Source organism: Syntrophomonas erecta subsp. sporosyntropha (genome assembly GCF_055395365.1).
Genome location: NZ_AP042459.1, coordinates 452,927 through 466,922, shown reverse-complemented (window position 1 = coordinate 466,922; position 13,996 = coordinate 452,927). Strand labels below are relative to the sequence as shown.

General features: G+C 45.1%; 10 protein-coding genes and 3 rRNA genes. 9 read left to right on the top strand and 4 right to left on the bottom strand.

Annotated elements, in window-relative coordinates; all coding sequences use genetic code 11:
* Window positions 1-566 precede the first annotated feature (566 nt).
* From ACZ5Q0_RS02120 to ACZ5Q0_RS02095, 6 genes are all read left to right on the top strand, one after another.
* Window positions 567-2,136: ribosomal RNA gene (locus tag ACZ5Q0_RS02120) — 16S ribosomal RNA — on the top strand.
* A gap of 186 nt (window positions 2,137-2,322) precedes the next feature.
* Window positions 2,323-5,315, top strand: a 23S ribosomal RNA gene (locus ACZ5Q0_RS02115).
* Between the two features lie 85 nt (window positions 5,316-5,400).
* Window positions 5,401-5,513 (top strand): 5S ribosomal RNA (gene rrf, locus ACZ5Q0_RS02110).
* Together the 16S, 23S and 5S rRNA genes form the textbook arrangement of a ribosomal RNA operon.
* A 178-nt stretch (window positions 5,514-5,691) precedes the next feature.
* Window positions 5,692-6,438 carry an acyl-[acyl-carrier-protein] thioesterase gene (locus ACZ5Q0_RS02105; RefSeq protein WP_446819689.1) on the top strand — a complete coding sequence of 249 codons (747 nt, stop codon included), beginning with the start codon at window positions 5,692-5,694 and terminating at the stop codon, window positions 6,436-6,438.
* 291 nt (window positions 6,439-6,729) lie between these two features.
* Window positions 6,730-6,933, top strand: a complete 204-nt coding sequence (locus tag ACZ5Q0_RS02100; RefSeq protein ID WP_446819690.1) for a Sec-independent protein translocase subunit TatA/TatB — start codon at window positions 6,730-6,732, stop codon at window positions 6,931-6,933.
* 238 nt (window positions 6,934-7,171) lie between these two features.
* Window positions 7,172-7,750, top strand: a complete 579-nt coding sequence (locus ACZ5Q0_RS02095) for a phosphatase PAP2 family protein (protein ID WP_446819692.1) — start codon at window positions 7,172-7,174, stop codon at window positions 7,748-7,750.
* Between the two features lie 14 nt (window positions 7,751-7,764).
* Here the strand turns inward: ACZ5Q0_RS02095 and ACZ5Q0_RS02090 are convergent, their stop codons facing one another.
* From ACZ5Q0_RS02090 to ACZ5Q0_RS02075, 4 genes are all read right to left on the bottom strand, one after another.
* Window positions 7,765-8,196 (bottom strand): Smr/MutS family protein, encoded by a 432-nt coding sequence (locus tag ACZ5Q0_RS02090; RefSeq protein WP_446819693.1) that lies wholly within the window; start codon window positions 8,194-8,196, stop codon window positions 7,765-7,767.
* Window positions 8,197-8,415: 219 nt separating this feature from the next.
* On the bottom strand, window positions 8,416-9,282 hold the full coding sequence (locus tag ACZ5Q0_RS02085; protein WP_464827279.1) for an IS3 family transposase: 867 nt from the start codon (window positions 9,280-9,282) through the stop codon (window positions 8,416-8,418).
* Between the two features lie 53 nt (window positions 9,283-9,335).
* On the bottom strand, window positions 9,336-9,653 hold the full coding sequence (locus ACZ5Q0_RS02080) for a transposase (protein ID WP_447182485.1): 318 nt from the start codon (window positions 9,651-9,653) through the stop codon (window positions 9,336-9,338).
* A gap of 113 nt (window positions 9,654-9,766) precedes the next feature.
* A complete protein-coding gene (locus ACZ5Q0_RS02075; protein WP_446819694.1) occupies window positions 9,767-10,462 on the bottom strand; it encodes a DUF1287 domain-containing protein in 696 nt (231 codons plus the stop codon).
* Window positions 10,463-10,788: 326 nt separating this feature from the next.
* Between ACZ5Q0_RS02075 and ACZ5Q0_RS02070 the strand changes: the two genes are divergently transcribed.
* The 3 genes from ACZ5Q0_RS02070 to ACZ5Q0_RS02060 all read left to right on the top strand — a co-directional run bounded on the left by ACZ5Q0_RS02070 (window position 10,789) and on the right by ACZ5Q0_RS02060 (window position 13,973).
* Window positions 10,789-11,136, top strand: a complete 348-nt coding sequence (locus tag ACZ5Q0_RS02070) for a nucleoside recognition domain-containing protein (protein ID WP_464827205.1) — start codon at window positions 10,789-10,791, stop codon at window positions 11,134-11,136.
* Between the two features lie 98 nt (window positions 11,137-11,234).
* Window positions 11,235-11,714 carry a nucleoside recognition domain-containing protein gene (locus tag ACZ5Q0_RS02065; protein WP_446819695.1) on the top strand — a complete coding sequence of 160 codons (480 nt, stop codon included), beginning with the start codon at window positions 11,235-11,237 and terminating at the stop codon, window positions 11,712-11,714.
* A gap of 174 nt (window positions 11,715-11,888) precedes the next feature.
* Window positions 11,889-13,973: an ATP-dependent helicase gene (locus tag ACZ5Q0_RS02060; protein WP_446819696.1), complete on the top strand. Its 2,085-nt coding sequence runs from the start codon at window positions 11,889-11,891 to the stop codon at window positions 13,971-13,973.
* The last annotated feature ends 23 nt before the right edge of the window (window positions 13,974-13,996 follow it).

Below are 13,996 nucleotides of genomic sequence, written 5' to 3'. Positions count from 1 at the left end.
TATACTAACATCTTCTTATTATGCTGTCAACTCGAGGGCTTTTCTTAAGGTGAAGTTAATTGCAAAAAGTCAGGAAGCAGGAAGCAGTATAAAAATCGCTTCACTATTATAGCAAAATTCTTTCCGCAGCTTGACAACAACAAGGACAAAATAGGTTGACTTCTGAATGAAGTTTATTGTTCCGAGAATTAAGCACCCCTTCCTAATAATTTTTCGTTACATCCATTAAGATCATAACCTGACTTCTTTGCATAGTAGTGCAAAAAGTGAATACAATCTATAAAATAGCGGTCGATAGCGGTGCGAATTTTTAACAAGTATAATGGATACTATATATAATCAGGAAGGAACACGAATTATTAAGCCTGTGCCCAGAAATTAATTATTATTTTGTGTTGACAATTGTCGCAGCCGATGATAATATAATTCTTGCGCCGCGCCGGAGACGGCAGTCGGCAAAGCTCTTGATAAAACAGAACAGCAAGGACCGAAGTGCGAGGAGCTGGTAAAAAACCAGCACCGTAAAACTTTAACAACAAGCCAAGCGTAAAGCTAGGATGAACATTTTAACGGAGAGTTTGATCCTGGCTCAGGACGAACGCTGGCGGCGTGCTTAACACATGCAAGTCGAACGGAGATTATCGACGAGCAACGCGAATTGATAATCTTAGTGGCGAACGGGTGAGTAACGCGTGGGCAACCTACCCATATGCGGGGGATAACACTGGGAAACTGGTGCTAATACCGCATAAACTTTAGGAGTCACATGACGCTTAAAGCAAAGATGGCCTCTTAACAAAGCTATCGCATATGGATGGGCCCGCGTCTGATTAGCTAGTTGGTGGGGTAAGGGCCTACCAAGGCAACGATCAGTAGCCGGCCTGAGAGGGTGGACGGCCACACTGGGACTGAGACACGGCCCAGACTCCTACGGGAGGCAGCAGTGGGGAATATTGCGCAATGGGGGAAACCCTGACGCAGCGACGCCGCGTGAGCGACGAAGACCTTCGGGTCGTAAAGCTCTGTTGTACGGGACGAACGTCACTAACAATAACAAGGTTAGTGAGTGACGGTACCGTACCAGCAAGCCCCGGCTAACTACGTGCCAGCAGCCGCGGTAAGACGTAGGGGGCGAGCGTTGTCCGGAATTACTGGGCGTAAAGGGCATGTAGGCGGATGCTCAAGTCAGGTGTGAAAGACCGCAGCTTAACTGCGGGGTTGCATTTGAAACTGAGGATCTTGAGGGCAGGAGAGGGCAGTGGAATTCCTGGTGTAGCGGTGAAATGCGTAGAAATCAGGAGGAACACCAGTGGCGAAGGCGGCTGTCTGGACTGACCCTGACGCTGAGGTGCGAAAGCGTGGGTAGCAAACAGGATTAGATACCCTGGTAGTCCACGCTATAAACGATGGATACTAGGTGTGGGAGGTATCGACCCCTTCCGTGCCGCAGCTAACGCAATAAGTATCCCGCCTGGGGAGTACGGTCGCAAGGCTGAAACTCAAAGGAATTGACGGGGGCCCGCACAAGCGGTGGAGCATGTGGTTTAATTCGATGCAACGCGAAGAACCTTACCAGGTCTTGACATCTGGCGAAGCCTGTGGAAACACGGGTGTGCCTTTGGGAGCGCCAAGACAGGTGGTGCATGGTTGTCGTCAGCTCGTGTCGTGAGATGTTGGGTTAAGTCCCGCAACGAGCGCAACCCTTGCTATTAGTTGCTAACAGGTAGAGCTGAGCACTCTAATGGGACTGCCCGTGACAAGCGGGAGGAAGGTGGGGATGACGTCAAATCATCATGCCCTTTATGATCTGGGCTACACACGTGCTACAATGGATGGTACAGAGAGCAGCGAAACCGTGAGGTGAAGCGAATCTCAGAAAGCCATTCTCAGTTCGGATTGTAGTCTGCAACTCGACTACATGAAGTCGGAATCGCTAGTAATCGCGAATCAGAATGTCGCGGTGAATGCGTTCCCGGGCCTTGTACACACCGCCCGTCACACCACGAAAGCTGGCAACACCCGAAGCCGGTGACTTAACTGGGCAACCAGGGAGAGCCGTCGAAGGTGGGGTTGGTGATTGGGGTGAAGTCGTAACAAGGTATCCGTACCGGAAGGTGCGGATGGATCACCTCCTTTCTAAGGAGACATGAAACGTAACAGTTTCATATCCTAAGGTCGATCACTTTGTGATCCTTGCTGTTTGTTTTAATAGAATTGGTTAAGTAAGAGCCAAAAAAAGGGAAGAAGTTCTTTGAAAACTGCACACAGTAATAAAAGCAGACAATTCATCGAGAGATGGAGAGTTTGTCTCGCGCAAAGATAGGTCAAGATACTAAGGGCGTATGGTGGATGCCTAGGCGCTAGCAGGCGAAGAAGGACGCGGCAAGCTGCGAAAAGCCACGGGGAGCTGCAAGCAAGCACCGATCCGTGGATATCCGAATGGGGAAACCCGGTACCAGTAATGTGGTATCATCCCTGCCTGAACACATAGGGCAGGAGAAGCGAGACCCGGTGAACTGAAACATCTTAGTAACCGGAGGAAGAGAAATCAAGCGAGATTCCTTAAGTAGCGGCGAGCGAACGAGGAAGAGCCTAAACCTACAATGTGTAAGGCTGCAACCGTTGCATTGTAGGTGTTGTGGGGCGTTCTGGACAGGATTGCAGACCTGTCAAAGAGTCAGAAAATAATTGGTTAGGCGAACCTGACTGGAAAGTCAGGCCATAGAGAGTGAAAGCCTCGTAGCCGAAAGCCAGTTAACTCTTAGGACTAACCCCGAGTACCGCCGGACACGTGGAACCCGGTGGGAAGCAGGGAGGACCACCTTCCAAGGCTAAATACTAGCTAGCGACCGATAGCGGAAAGTACCGTGAGGGAAAGGTGAAAAGCACCCCGGGAGGGGAGTGAAAAAGAACCTGAAACCGTATGCCTACAAACAGTAGGAGCTCCATGTTGCTAATGCAACGGAGTGACTGCGTACCTTTTGTAGAATGGGCCAGCGAGTTACGGTAGTAAGCGAGGTTAAATCTAACAAGGATGGAGCCGGAGCGAAAGCGAGTCTAAAAAGGGCGAGTAGTTTGCTGCTGTAGACCCGAAACCGGGTGATCTATCCATGGCCAGGGTGAAGTCCCGTTAACACGGGATGGAGGCCCGAACCAGGGTACGTTGAAAAGTACGTGGATGAGCTGTGGATAGGGGTGAAATGCCAATCGAACTCGGAGATAGCTGGTTCTCCCCGAAATAGCTTTAGGGCTAGCGTCGGAGTATTCCTTATGGGGGTAGAGCACTGGTTAGGCTAGGGGCCTTCACCGGTTACCGAACCTTCCCAAACTCCGAATACCATAAGGTAAAATCCGGCAGTCAGTCTGCGGGTGAAAAGGTCCGTAGACGAAAGGGAAACAGCCCAGACCGTCAGCTAAGGTCCCCAAATCCATGCTAAGTGGGAAAGGATGTAGAGCTGCATAGACAGCCAGGATGTTGGCTCAGAAGCAGCCACCATTTAAAGAGTGCGTAATAGCTCACTGGTCAAGTGGCTCTGCGCCGAAAATTCAACGGGGCTAAGCATGGTACCGAAGCTACGGATCCTACGGGATGGTAGGGGAGCAATCCTAATGGGTAGAAGCTATACCGAAAGGAGTAGTGGACTATTAGGAAGAGAGAATGCTGGCATAAGTAAGCGAGAAGGCAGGTGAGAATCCTGCCCGCCGAAAGCCTAAGGATTCCTGGGGAAGGCTCGTCCGCCCAGGGTAAGCCGGGACCTAACCCGAGGCCGAAAGGCGTAGGGGATGGACAACTGGTTGATAATCCAGTGCCACCTAGCTAGCGATTGAGTGAAGTGGTGACGCAGGAGGATAGGTGAAGCGCACGGAAGGAAGAGTGCGTCCAAGCACGTAGGGTGCTGTGTAGGCAAATCCGCACAGCGAGAAGCCTGAGGTGTGATGGGGAGGGAAGCGTAGTACCGAAGTCATTGAATCCAAACTGCCAAGAAAAGCCACTAGCAAGTTAGCAGGTGCCCGTACCGCAAACCGACACAGGTAGGCGAGGAGAGAATCCCAAGGCGCGCGAGAGAACCCTCGTTAAGGAACTCGGCAAAATGACCCCGTAACTTAGGGAGAAGGGGTGCTCTGTTAACGTGAATATATAAACATGTATGAGCGTGAGAGAGCCGCAGTGACCAGGCCCAGGCGACTGTTTAGCAAAAACACAGGTCTCTGCTAAATCGGAAGATGAAGTATAGAGGCTGACGCCTGCCCGGTGCCGGAAGGTTAAGGGAAGAGCTTAGCGGAAACGCGAAGGTTTGAACTGAAGCCCCGGTGAACGGCGGCCGTAACTATAACGGTCCTAAGGTAGCGAAATTCCTTGTCTGGTAAGTTCAGACCCGCACGAAAGGCGTAACGATCTGGGCGCTGTCTCGACGAGGGGCTCGGTGAAATTGTAATACCGGTGAAGATGCCGGTTACCTGCGATAGGACAGAAAGACCCCGTGGAGCTTTACTGTAGCCTGATATTGGGTTTTGGTAGTTCATGTACAGGATAGGTGGGAGGCTTAGAAGCAAGGTCGCTAGGCTTTGTGGAGCCACCGGTGGGATACCACTCTTGAATTGCCGGAGTTCTAACCTGGTGCCCTAAACGGGTACAGGGACAGTGTCAGGTGGGCAGTTTGACTGGGGCGGTCGCCTCCGAAAGAGTAACGGAGGCGCCCAAAGGTTTCCTCAGCGCGGATGGAAATCGCGCGAAGAGTGTAAAGGCAGAAGGGAGCTTGACTGCGAGAGGGACACCTCGAGCAGGGACGAAAGTCGGGCTTAGTGATCCGGCGGTACCGAGTGGAAGGGCCGTCGCTCATCGGATAAAAGCTACCCCGGGGATAACAGGCTTATCTCCCCCAAGAGTTCACATCGACGGGGAGGTTTGGCACCTCGATGTCGGCTCATCACATCCTGGGGCTGGAGAAGGTCCCAAGGGTTGGGCTGTTCGCCCATTAAAGTGGTACGTGAGCTGGGTTCAGAACGTCGTGAGACAGTTCGGTCCCTATCCATCGCAGGCGTAGGAGAATTGAGAGGATCTGTCCCTAGTACGAGAGGACCGGGATGGACAGACCGCTGGTGTACCAGTTGTATCGCCAGATGCATCGCTGGGTAGCTATGTCTGGATCGGATAAGCGCTGAAAGCATCTAAGCGCGAAGCCGGCCTCAAGATGAGTTCTCCCACTCCCATAAGGAGGTAAGATCCCATCAAGATCAGGTGGTTGATAGGCCAGAAGTGCAAGTGCAGCAATGTACTAAGCGGACTGGTACTAATAGATCGAGGGCTTGACCTAAAAAATGCGAGAGATACTGTGTGTAGTTTTGAGAGAACCAGTGGAAAGTAACTGGTTTAAGGAAAAAAGAATAGCAATCAGATATCCTGGTGATAATGGCGGAGGTGATACACCCGTTCCCATCCCGAACACGGCAGTTAAGCCCTCCAGCGCCGATGGTACTGCGGAATTCCGTGGGAGAGTAGGACATTGCCAGGATTTATTTATTTTCTGGTAAGTTTAACTATGAACTTGTGCATCTTGGGTTTGCCAAAGAATAGAGGAAGAGTTATCCTTTAAAAAAGCAGGTGTTTTTATTTAACAGTTTCTATCTGGAAGGAATGAGCTGTATAACCGCACCTGGTAAGGTTAGTAGGTTGATGGAGGTTTATAGTCAATGGCTACTTTTGGTACCAAATATAGAGTAGGGTATTCAGAGGTTGATTACTTCGGTACAGCTACCCCGGTAAGCATTTTGAATTATTTACAGGAGGCAGCTTTTGACCATTCTGATGATAGGGGAATGACACCGGAAGTTATGGCTTCATTAAATGAAACCTGGATGATATATAAATGGTATGTAGAGATTTATAGGTATCCCTGTTGGAAGGATTATATACAGGTTACAACATGGCTATCCAGCTTTAAAAGCCGCGGGGTAATGCGAGAATTCCAGATACATAGTCAGGAAGGGGAATTATTAGGTTCGGCCAGTACCCAGGTGTTGCTGGTAGATACTGAAAAAGGACGGCCTAAGAGAATTCATGGTCAGAATAAACTAGTATGGGAACCTGAAGAGCGGCGGGCTACCAGTTATGATTTTGCTAATTTTAATCTGCATGGAATACAGCCGAGCTACCAGAAACATTTTGTAGTAACTTATCATGATATCGACAGTAATGCTCATGTCAATAATGCCCATTATCTAAGGTGGTTTCTAGAAAGCGTACCTGCTGAAGTACACCAAAATTACCGGGTAGGTAATTTTGAAATAATTTATCGAAACCAGCTAAAATTAGGTGAGAAGGTTATGATTAGTACTGGTGATTATGAAAAAGAGGGTGACCTGGTTTATATTAGCGAAATTCAGGATAGTCGTTTTAAGGCGGCTACTCTTTTAAGAGCGTCTTTCACTAGACGCTGAACCTTCGGAAAAAGAAGTTACTTTTAGGCTAAGTGCCTGTAAACTTGAGTTAACTTATAACTATCTGTTACTGGTAAGTTGTTCTGATTGTAAATCTTATGAAAATGAATTAAAATTATAGATGATTTAGCGGAGGGAAAACCTGAAGTAGTTATTCAAGATACCAGGTTTAGGCTGGTAATTTTTATATGGGTTCGGTTAAAAAATGGACAGTACTATTACTGTTCAATTAGGTTAATGGGATGGTTTGCGAAAGTAAATTTTGGATGTTAAATTAAGGGGGCGAGTTGGGTGGTTGGATTTATTGGGAATTTCGGACCATGGGAGATATTGTTTATCCTAGTCATTGTTCTTTTGATATTCGGCCCGGGTAAGTTACCACAGGTAGGAGAATCTATGGGTAAAGCCCTCAAGAATTTTCGTAGTGCTAAAGATGATTTAACCGGCAGTCTGCAGGATGATGGTCAAAATACTGTAAAACAGGGCGATAAATAACACCCCGGTAAGTATGTCAGTAGGATAAAACTCTTCGATGGATATTGTCATCCATAATCCTATGGAGAGTTTTCCTGTAGATAATTACTTAATAACTGTAAAAAGAAAGGGAGGGTCTATAAAAAGCCTTCCCTTCCTTATTTAGTTATATTATGAGGGTACTGGTTGGTTTAATATATATTGAACTTTTACATTAGTAGAAGGAGATAGTCAACTGATTTTAACATTGGGGGCATATATGATCATAAAATCTATTTTTGAAGAGGAATGGATAATTGATCGTGTGGCCAGGGAATGGTTGGGCAGTGGTGTACACCATCCCTGGCTGGATTCGTTTTTCAGCATTATAACGCAATTAGGATCACCGACAGCCTTTTTTATCTGGAGTGGCTTAAGCTTAATGCTGTTAATGATATACAGGTATAGATTAGAAGGTATTTTTTTAAACTTGTGCCTTTTAACTTCCTGGGCGGTCATGCATTATCTTAAGTTGTGTTTTGGTCGTTTTCGACCACCTGGGGAAGCCCTTACCTATGCTAGTGGATTCAGTTTTCCCAGCGGACATGCCATGGTTTCCATGGCATTTTACGGTTTTGTAGCATTTTTAATCCTGGATATGTATGGTGGTGTACTGAGCCGGGTAGGGGTTGTATTAATTTACTTGATGATTGTACTTATCGGGATAAGTCGCGTTTATTTAAATGTCCATTATGCCACCGATATCCTGGCAGGTTATCTATTAGGTGGTCTTATTCTGGTTATGTTTATTAGTTTATTACGTTGGACTCGGCGTAAGTGGGGAGTTTGTTGGGATTGACCGATATAATCTTTCTACCTGTGCCGGGGTGAACGACGGTTTTGCTTTTGAGCCCGTATTTTTTTATCTTGTTTACGTTTACGGCGAGCTTCATCTGAGAATACTTCCCAGTTTTTCTGCTGCTGGTGGCTTCCTCCCAGGTACTTATTCTCTTGCCCTTTTTTAACTACCAAAGTATGACCTTCATCATAGGTCAGGGCTACTGGGAGGGATGATTCACCATAAACTATCCGGTACCCCATTTCTTTAAGTTTAGAATGGGATTGTAATGTATTACGAACTTCCTTTTTAATTACCGAAAAACCGCGCTCACTATGATGACCTTTTCCATGGTTTATGTCCAGTACATCTACCTGATTTTTCATACACCAGGCCAGATTTTTTTCTAATCGCAACCGCGCTTCTTCGAGGTTTAGTCCATGCAGATCAATTTTTTCTATTTTCATATATTATTCACCCGAACAATTGATATTTATGACTATTGTACCTTATTAAAATGGGATAGGCTAAAAAATAGCCTAGTTAACGAACTATGCATATCGGCAAGGTACAGTAAAAACGAATAGATGTCGGACTGACCCCCTAATATTGTACAAAAACTCTTAATGTCTGGCTGATACTTAGAATTTGAAAATTTATATAAACTGGCTTTGCCAGGATCATTATTATACCCTTACAGACTGGATTTTTAAGGATTTCTGCTGTAACAGGTGGTACGCTTCATTTGGAGTATGATATTTCAAACTGGAATGAATCCGCACTGCGTTGTAGTCTTTTATGAATTGGCTTACCGTATCGTAAGCTTCGGCATAACTTTGGAATTCATGCTTGCTCAGACATTCTCCTTCTAGGATGGCATTGAAAGATTCAATGTGAGCATTTTTATTGGGTGTACGACAAGGAATACGCTCATGTTCAACGCCGAATTTAATACAGCTTTCATCAAAATGATGACTGATAAACTGTGGCCCATTGTCACTTCGGATGACTAAATCATCGGTTCCATATACCTGACGTTTAAACATGGCTGCCTGTACAGTACGTGCAGCATCCTGAGCATTACAGTTTAGGCCGATGTGGTAATCCACAATAACCCGATCAAACACGTCTATGATAGGCAGAATATAAAAGAAACGGTTTTCTCCAGTAATATAGCCGTATTTGAGATCGATTTCCCACAGACGATTTGAAGAAGTAATTTCATGGTTCCGTGCCAGTCGTCTGGGATGCTTTGCTTTAAGTTTACGCTGCGGTTTCAATATATCCAGTTCTTTACACAAACGATATACTTTCTTTTTATTGATGATAAGCTGGTATTTCCGTCTGAGCGCCCAGGTTAATTTGTGGTAACCATAGTATTCTCCTTCAGCGAAGATGAGTTCACAAAGCCATTCTTTAACCTGTTCATTGCTTACAAATCTGCCATCGTTAGTGCAGGTACTTGCAGTTGTCGGGTGGCCGCCTCTGTGATTAAGTGCAGAAACTGGATGCTTCAAATGGTAATAGTATGTTGAGCGGCTAAGCCCGACCAATCGCAATACAAGGGTTTTATGATATCCTCTTGATATCCATTTGCTGGATATATCTACTTTATCTTGAATTGTGGGTTCGTTTTTTTTACAAGATCCTTAAGAATGGCTATTTCAAGGTCTTTTTCGCCCAGCAACTTTTTAAGTTTCTCGTTTTCAGATTCCAATGCTTTAGCGCTTTGATTATATGGTCCGATTCTAACAGGGATTGGTCCTATTCCAATACTATTGTGATTCTTATGTTCTCTAACCCAACGACTGACCATGTTGGCAGATAAATCATTCTTCCGGGCCACAATAGCGGCATTGCCAACTTCCAGAGATTCTTTAACAATCTGATCTTTAAATTCTTGTGAGTACCTTTTACGTTGCATATTGCCCCCTCCTGTTTTAAAAGGTACCAGATTAAGATACTTTGTCCAAGTCGGTTAGGGGGCTAAAGAGATGTTGGCTAAAAAACAGCTTAACAGCTTAGTTAACGAACTACCTAATCAGGTTGAGTTTCAGGAGGATAACGAAAGTGTCCGGTTATTTCCCAGCGAGTCAGGCAGTTTTCCTCCTTTGTTATTCCGGCATTATGAATTACTAGAGGTATACCCTGCCTATTTAGCCGGTCACTAACAATTCCACAGTGTTCATCTCCATTATTAAACCGCCAATAGACGATATCGCCCCATTTCCATTCCTGTTCATGTCCCTGCACCTGTCGGGTACGTTCCTGGGCATATTGGCGAAAGAAGGTTACCTGATTGGGAACCCGGCGATGGTCAATATTTGGGTCTGGTGTACTTAAACCCCAATTGGCAGGGTAGACAGAAAATTTTTCTAACATATCTTCGTGAATAAGAACTTGCAGGTCGATACCGGCATTGCGTAGAGCTCTTACTACTACATCGGTACAGGCACCCCGGTCAGGTGCTACGTCCCCTGCCGGGTAATTAATTACTTGATAGGAAGCATCATAGCGGGTACCATTTTTAACTTCCTGGCGGGCTCCTAGTAAGATTAAATCAGGTGTAGTTCTTTTTTCCGGGGGAATCTGTTCTACTGGGGAAGGAAGAGATACGTCTATTGTTGACCGGCCTGGGCCGCACCAGGGCACCATGTTTAGATACCATAATACTAATACAAGAGTAATGGTTAAGGTCACAAACCATAAGGCTTTTTTCTTTAATCCGGTCATATTAAAATTCTCCCTTGTATGATGTTGCAGCATTTTTACTATTTTAAAGGTTTAATTTGTATTTTAAGATTAAATAAGGTTGCTAAAGGCTAAGTATAGTCTGTACCAATTGCGGTCGAACTCCAGTCAGTTGCTGTATGAAGTACATTGTATTCATTGTTTGGTACGCTTTTAGCCGGTTCCTCCTTGCAGTTTTTATGTTAAAATGAGTTGGTCATAACATTTTTATATCCAAGGAAAGCGGGGGAGCGATTATTATCACATCCTCAACCCTTAAGCGCGGTCTAATTAACGGGTTAAAAATAACCTGGGAATTAGCCAAGGTAATGGTTCCTGTATACATTGTAGTAACCCTATTAAAGTACACCCCGGTTTTACCCTGGATTTCGGATCGTATGGTTCCAATTATGCATCTGGTAGGGTTGCCAGGTGAAGCCTCAGTACCATTGGTGATGGGGTATTTTTTAAACATATATGCTGCTATTGGAGCTATGCTTCCCCTGGGTTTAAGTATTAAAGAGATCACCATTCTGGGTGCCATGCTTCTTTTAGCCCATAGTCTGCCCATGGAGACCGCAGTAGCCAAAAAAACTGGGGTAAAGGTATTTTCACTGGTTATGGTGAGAATTGTGCTTTCTTTCCTGGCCGGGGCCTTTTTTAATCTAGTGCTGTAAGACGGGTGAAGTAGATTAGTTTAGTTTATTTTACCTCTTTACTCTATATTAAATATGCTTTACTCAAGATCTAAAAGGTAGTTAAGAATAAGGGGGTTTTGGCACTGGGACCTGCTTTTATAGAAGCTATAACTGGCAGTATAAATAGCGTTTTACAGATCGCAGTTATTGTTATACCACTTATGATTTCTATAGAAATCTTTCAGGATCTGCACCTGCTAGACCGCTTAACTTCAGTAATCACTCCACTAACCCGATTGGTAGGGATGTCGGGCGAGTCACGTTTACCTTTATTGGCAGGGCTAATTTTTGGTATAAGTTATGGTAGTGGGATCATTATAAACAGTGCCCGGCAGGGCAAGCTCACTTACCGGGATATCTATCTGGTGAATTTATTTCTGGTAGTTTGCCATTCCCTGGTAGAGGATACCGTGCTGTTTGCTGCTATCGGAGCCCGATGGATTCCAATTTTGATATTCCGGTTTATCGTGGCAACTATCCTCTGTTATATACTTTCCAGGAGCGTCACTTGGGATGATGCGGTACCTATGATAGCAACCGAAGCAGTATCTAAATAAACCAGGCAATCGGGCTATACTGGTTTATTGGTTACATTTCGCTTTATTTTCCCTTCAGATTAAGGTAGTCTATACCCCATTGTATTAACATCAAAAGACTAAAGCCAGTCAGGCTTGTGATATGATATATAAATATATGGAAGAAGTTACTTAAATTAAAGGTGGTAAACTAGAGTGAAAGATATATTAGCAAATTTAAACCCGCAGCAGAGGGAGGCGGTGTTACATATTGATGGACCCTGCATGGTTTTAGCTGGAGCTGGGAGCGGTAAGACCAGGGTACTTACCCAGCGTATAGCTAATTTGGTGGATCATGGCAGTTCGCCTAATTCTATTCTGGCGATTACTTTTACTAATAAAGCGGCCCAGGAAATGAGAGCGCGTGTAGCTCAGTTGATTCCTGACTATACGGGACAATGGGTACAGACCTTTCATTCTGCTTGTTACCGTATTTTGCGCATGGATATTAAGGTATTAGGTTATGAAAGTAATTTTACAATTGCTGATGAAACTGACAGCCGTTCCATAATCAAAGCAATACTTAAAGAGGAACAGGATTATGAGACTAAGCCGGAAGAGTTAACTTATCTTTTTAAGGGAGTAAAAAACCGGCTTACAGATGCGGAAAAGTATTTTCGGGAGCTCAAATTACCTCATTATGTCCAGGACAAATATTATCGCGTATTCCGGATTTATAACCAAAGGCTTAAACAATTAAATTTGCTGGATTTTGAGGATTTAATTATACTCTGTATCCGTTTATTTAAAGAAAACCCGGAGATTCTGGAAAAGTATCAGAATTGGTTTAAATATATAATGATTGATGAATATCAAGATACTAACTATTCCCAGTATATTTGGGCCCGGTTGCTGGCCTCCCGTCACAACAACATATTTGTAGTCGGTGATCCCGACCAGTCTATTTATAGCTGGCGGGGAGCTGAGCCGTATAATATTAAGCGTTTTCTAGCGGATTACCCGGGGACCAGGGTGATCAAACTGGAACAGAATTACCGCTCTACCCGTTATATTCTGGAAGCAGCCAATGCTGTGATTCGCTATAACGAGGATCGGGAAGAAAAAGAGTTGTTTACATGTAACCAGGAAGGGACCCACTTAAAATACTTTTGTGCTTTGGACAGTTTTCAGGAAGCCAGGTTTGTGGCTGATACCATAGCAGAACTGGTAGAGCGGGAGGGGCGATCTTACCAGGATTTCGCAGTTTTTTATCGTACTCATGCCCAATCTCGTCAGTTGGAAGAAGCCATGGTTCGCCGTATGATACCATACCGGATTATTGGTGCCCGCAGATTTTATGAAAGAAAAGAAATTAAGGACTTATTAGGCTATTTACGTTTAGCCTGTAACCATAATGACCACTTAAGTTTTGCCAGGGTGGTAAATGTACCCCGGCGGGGAATTGGGGAAAAGACTATAGAAAAGATCGAGAATAGTGCCCGGGACCGGGGAGTTCCTTTATTGGCAGTACTAGAAGATCCCCAGGCTATATCCGGGATTACCCGCAAAATGGGGGAGGCTCTGCAAGAATTCTATGGAATGCAGATCTTTTTCGCAGATCTGGTTCGTTCCGGGGCAGGACCCCGGGAAATTATTGATCAGGTTCTGGAAGTGTCTGGCTACATGCGGGAATTAGAAAAACTTCCCGATGCCCAGACTCGTATAGAAAACATTTATGAGTTTCGCTCCCTGGCGGTTGAGTTTGAAAAGGATGGTGGTCAGGGTTTGGAGGACTTTCTGGCTCAGGTAGCTCTGGTCCAAGATACTGACGATGTCGATTATTCTGATACGGTTTCTTTGATGACCATGCATGGAGCCAAGGGATTAGAGTTTCCAGTAGTTTTTATCACCGGAATGGAAGAAGGTATTTTCCCTTCCTACCGTAGTACAACTCCCCAGGAGTTAGAGGAGGAACGGCGTCTTTGTTATGTAGGGATAACTAGAGCTTGTGAGGTATTATATCTTACCAATGCAGTGTCCCGGCTTTTGTACGGAAGTGAAAGAAATAATCCTCCTTCCCGTTTTCTAAAGGAGATTCCTGAGGAGTTAATGGCCCCAGCTATTCCAGAAGGTGGTGTAGGGGCTGACTTCGATACTGGTGACCGGGTTTTTCACCGAAAGTTTGGCGGTGGTACGGTGTTACAGATTGATCCTGATAAAGCAGTAGTTGAAGTAGAGTTTGATCGTGCCGGGAGAAAGCTTTTGCGTTTGGATATTGCTCCACTGGAGAAAATAGGGTAAAGGCCTTAGCTTGAAGGAGGAAA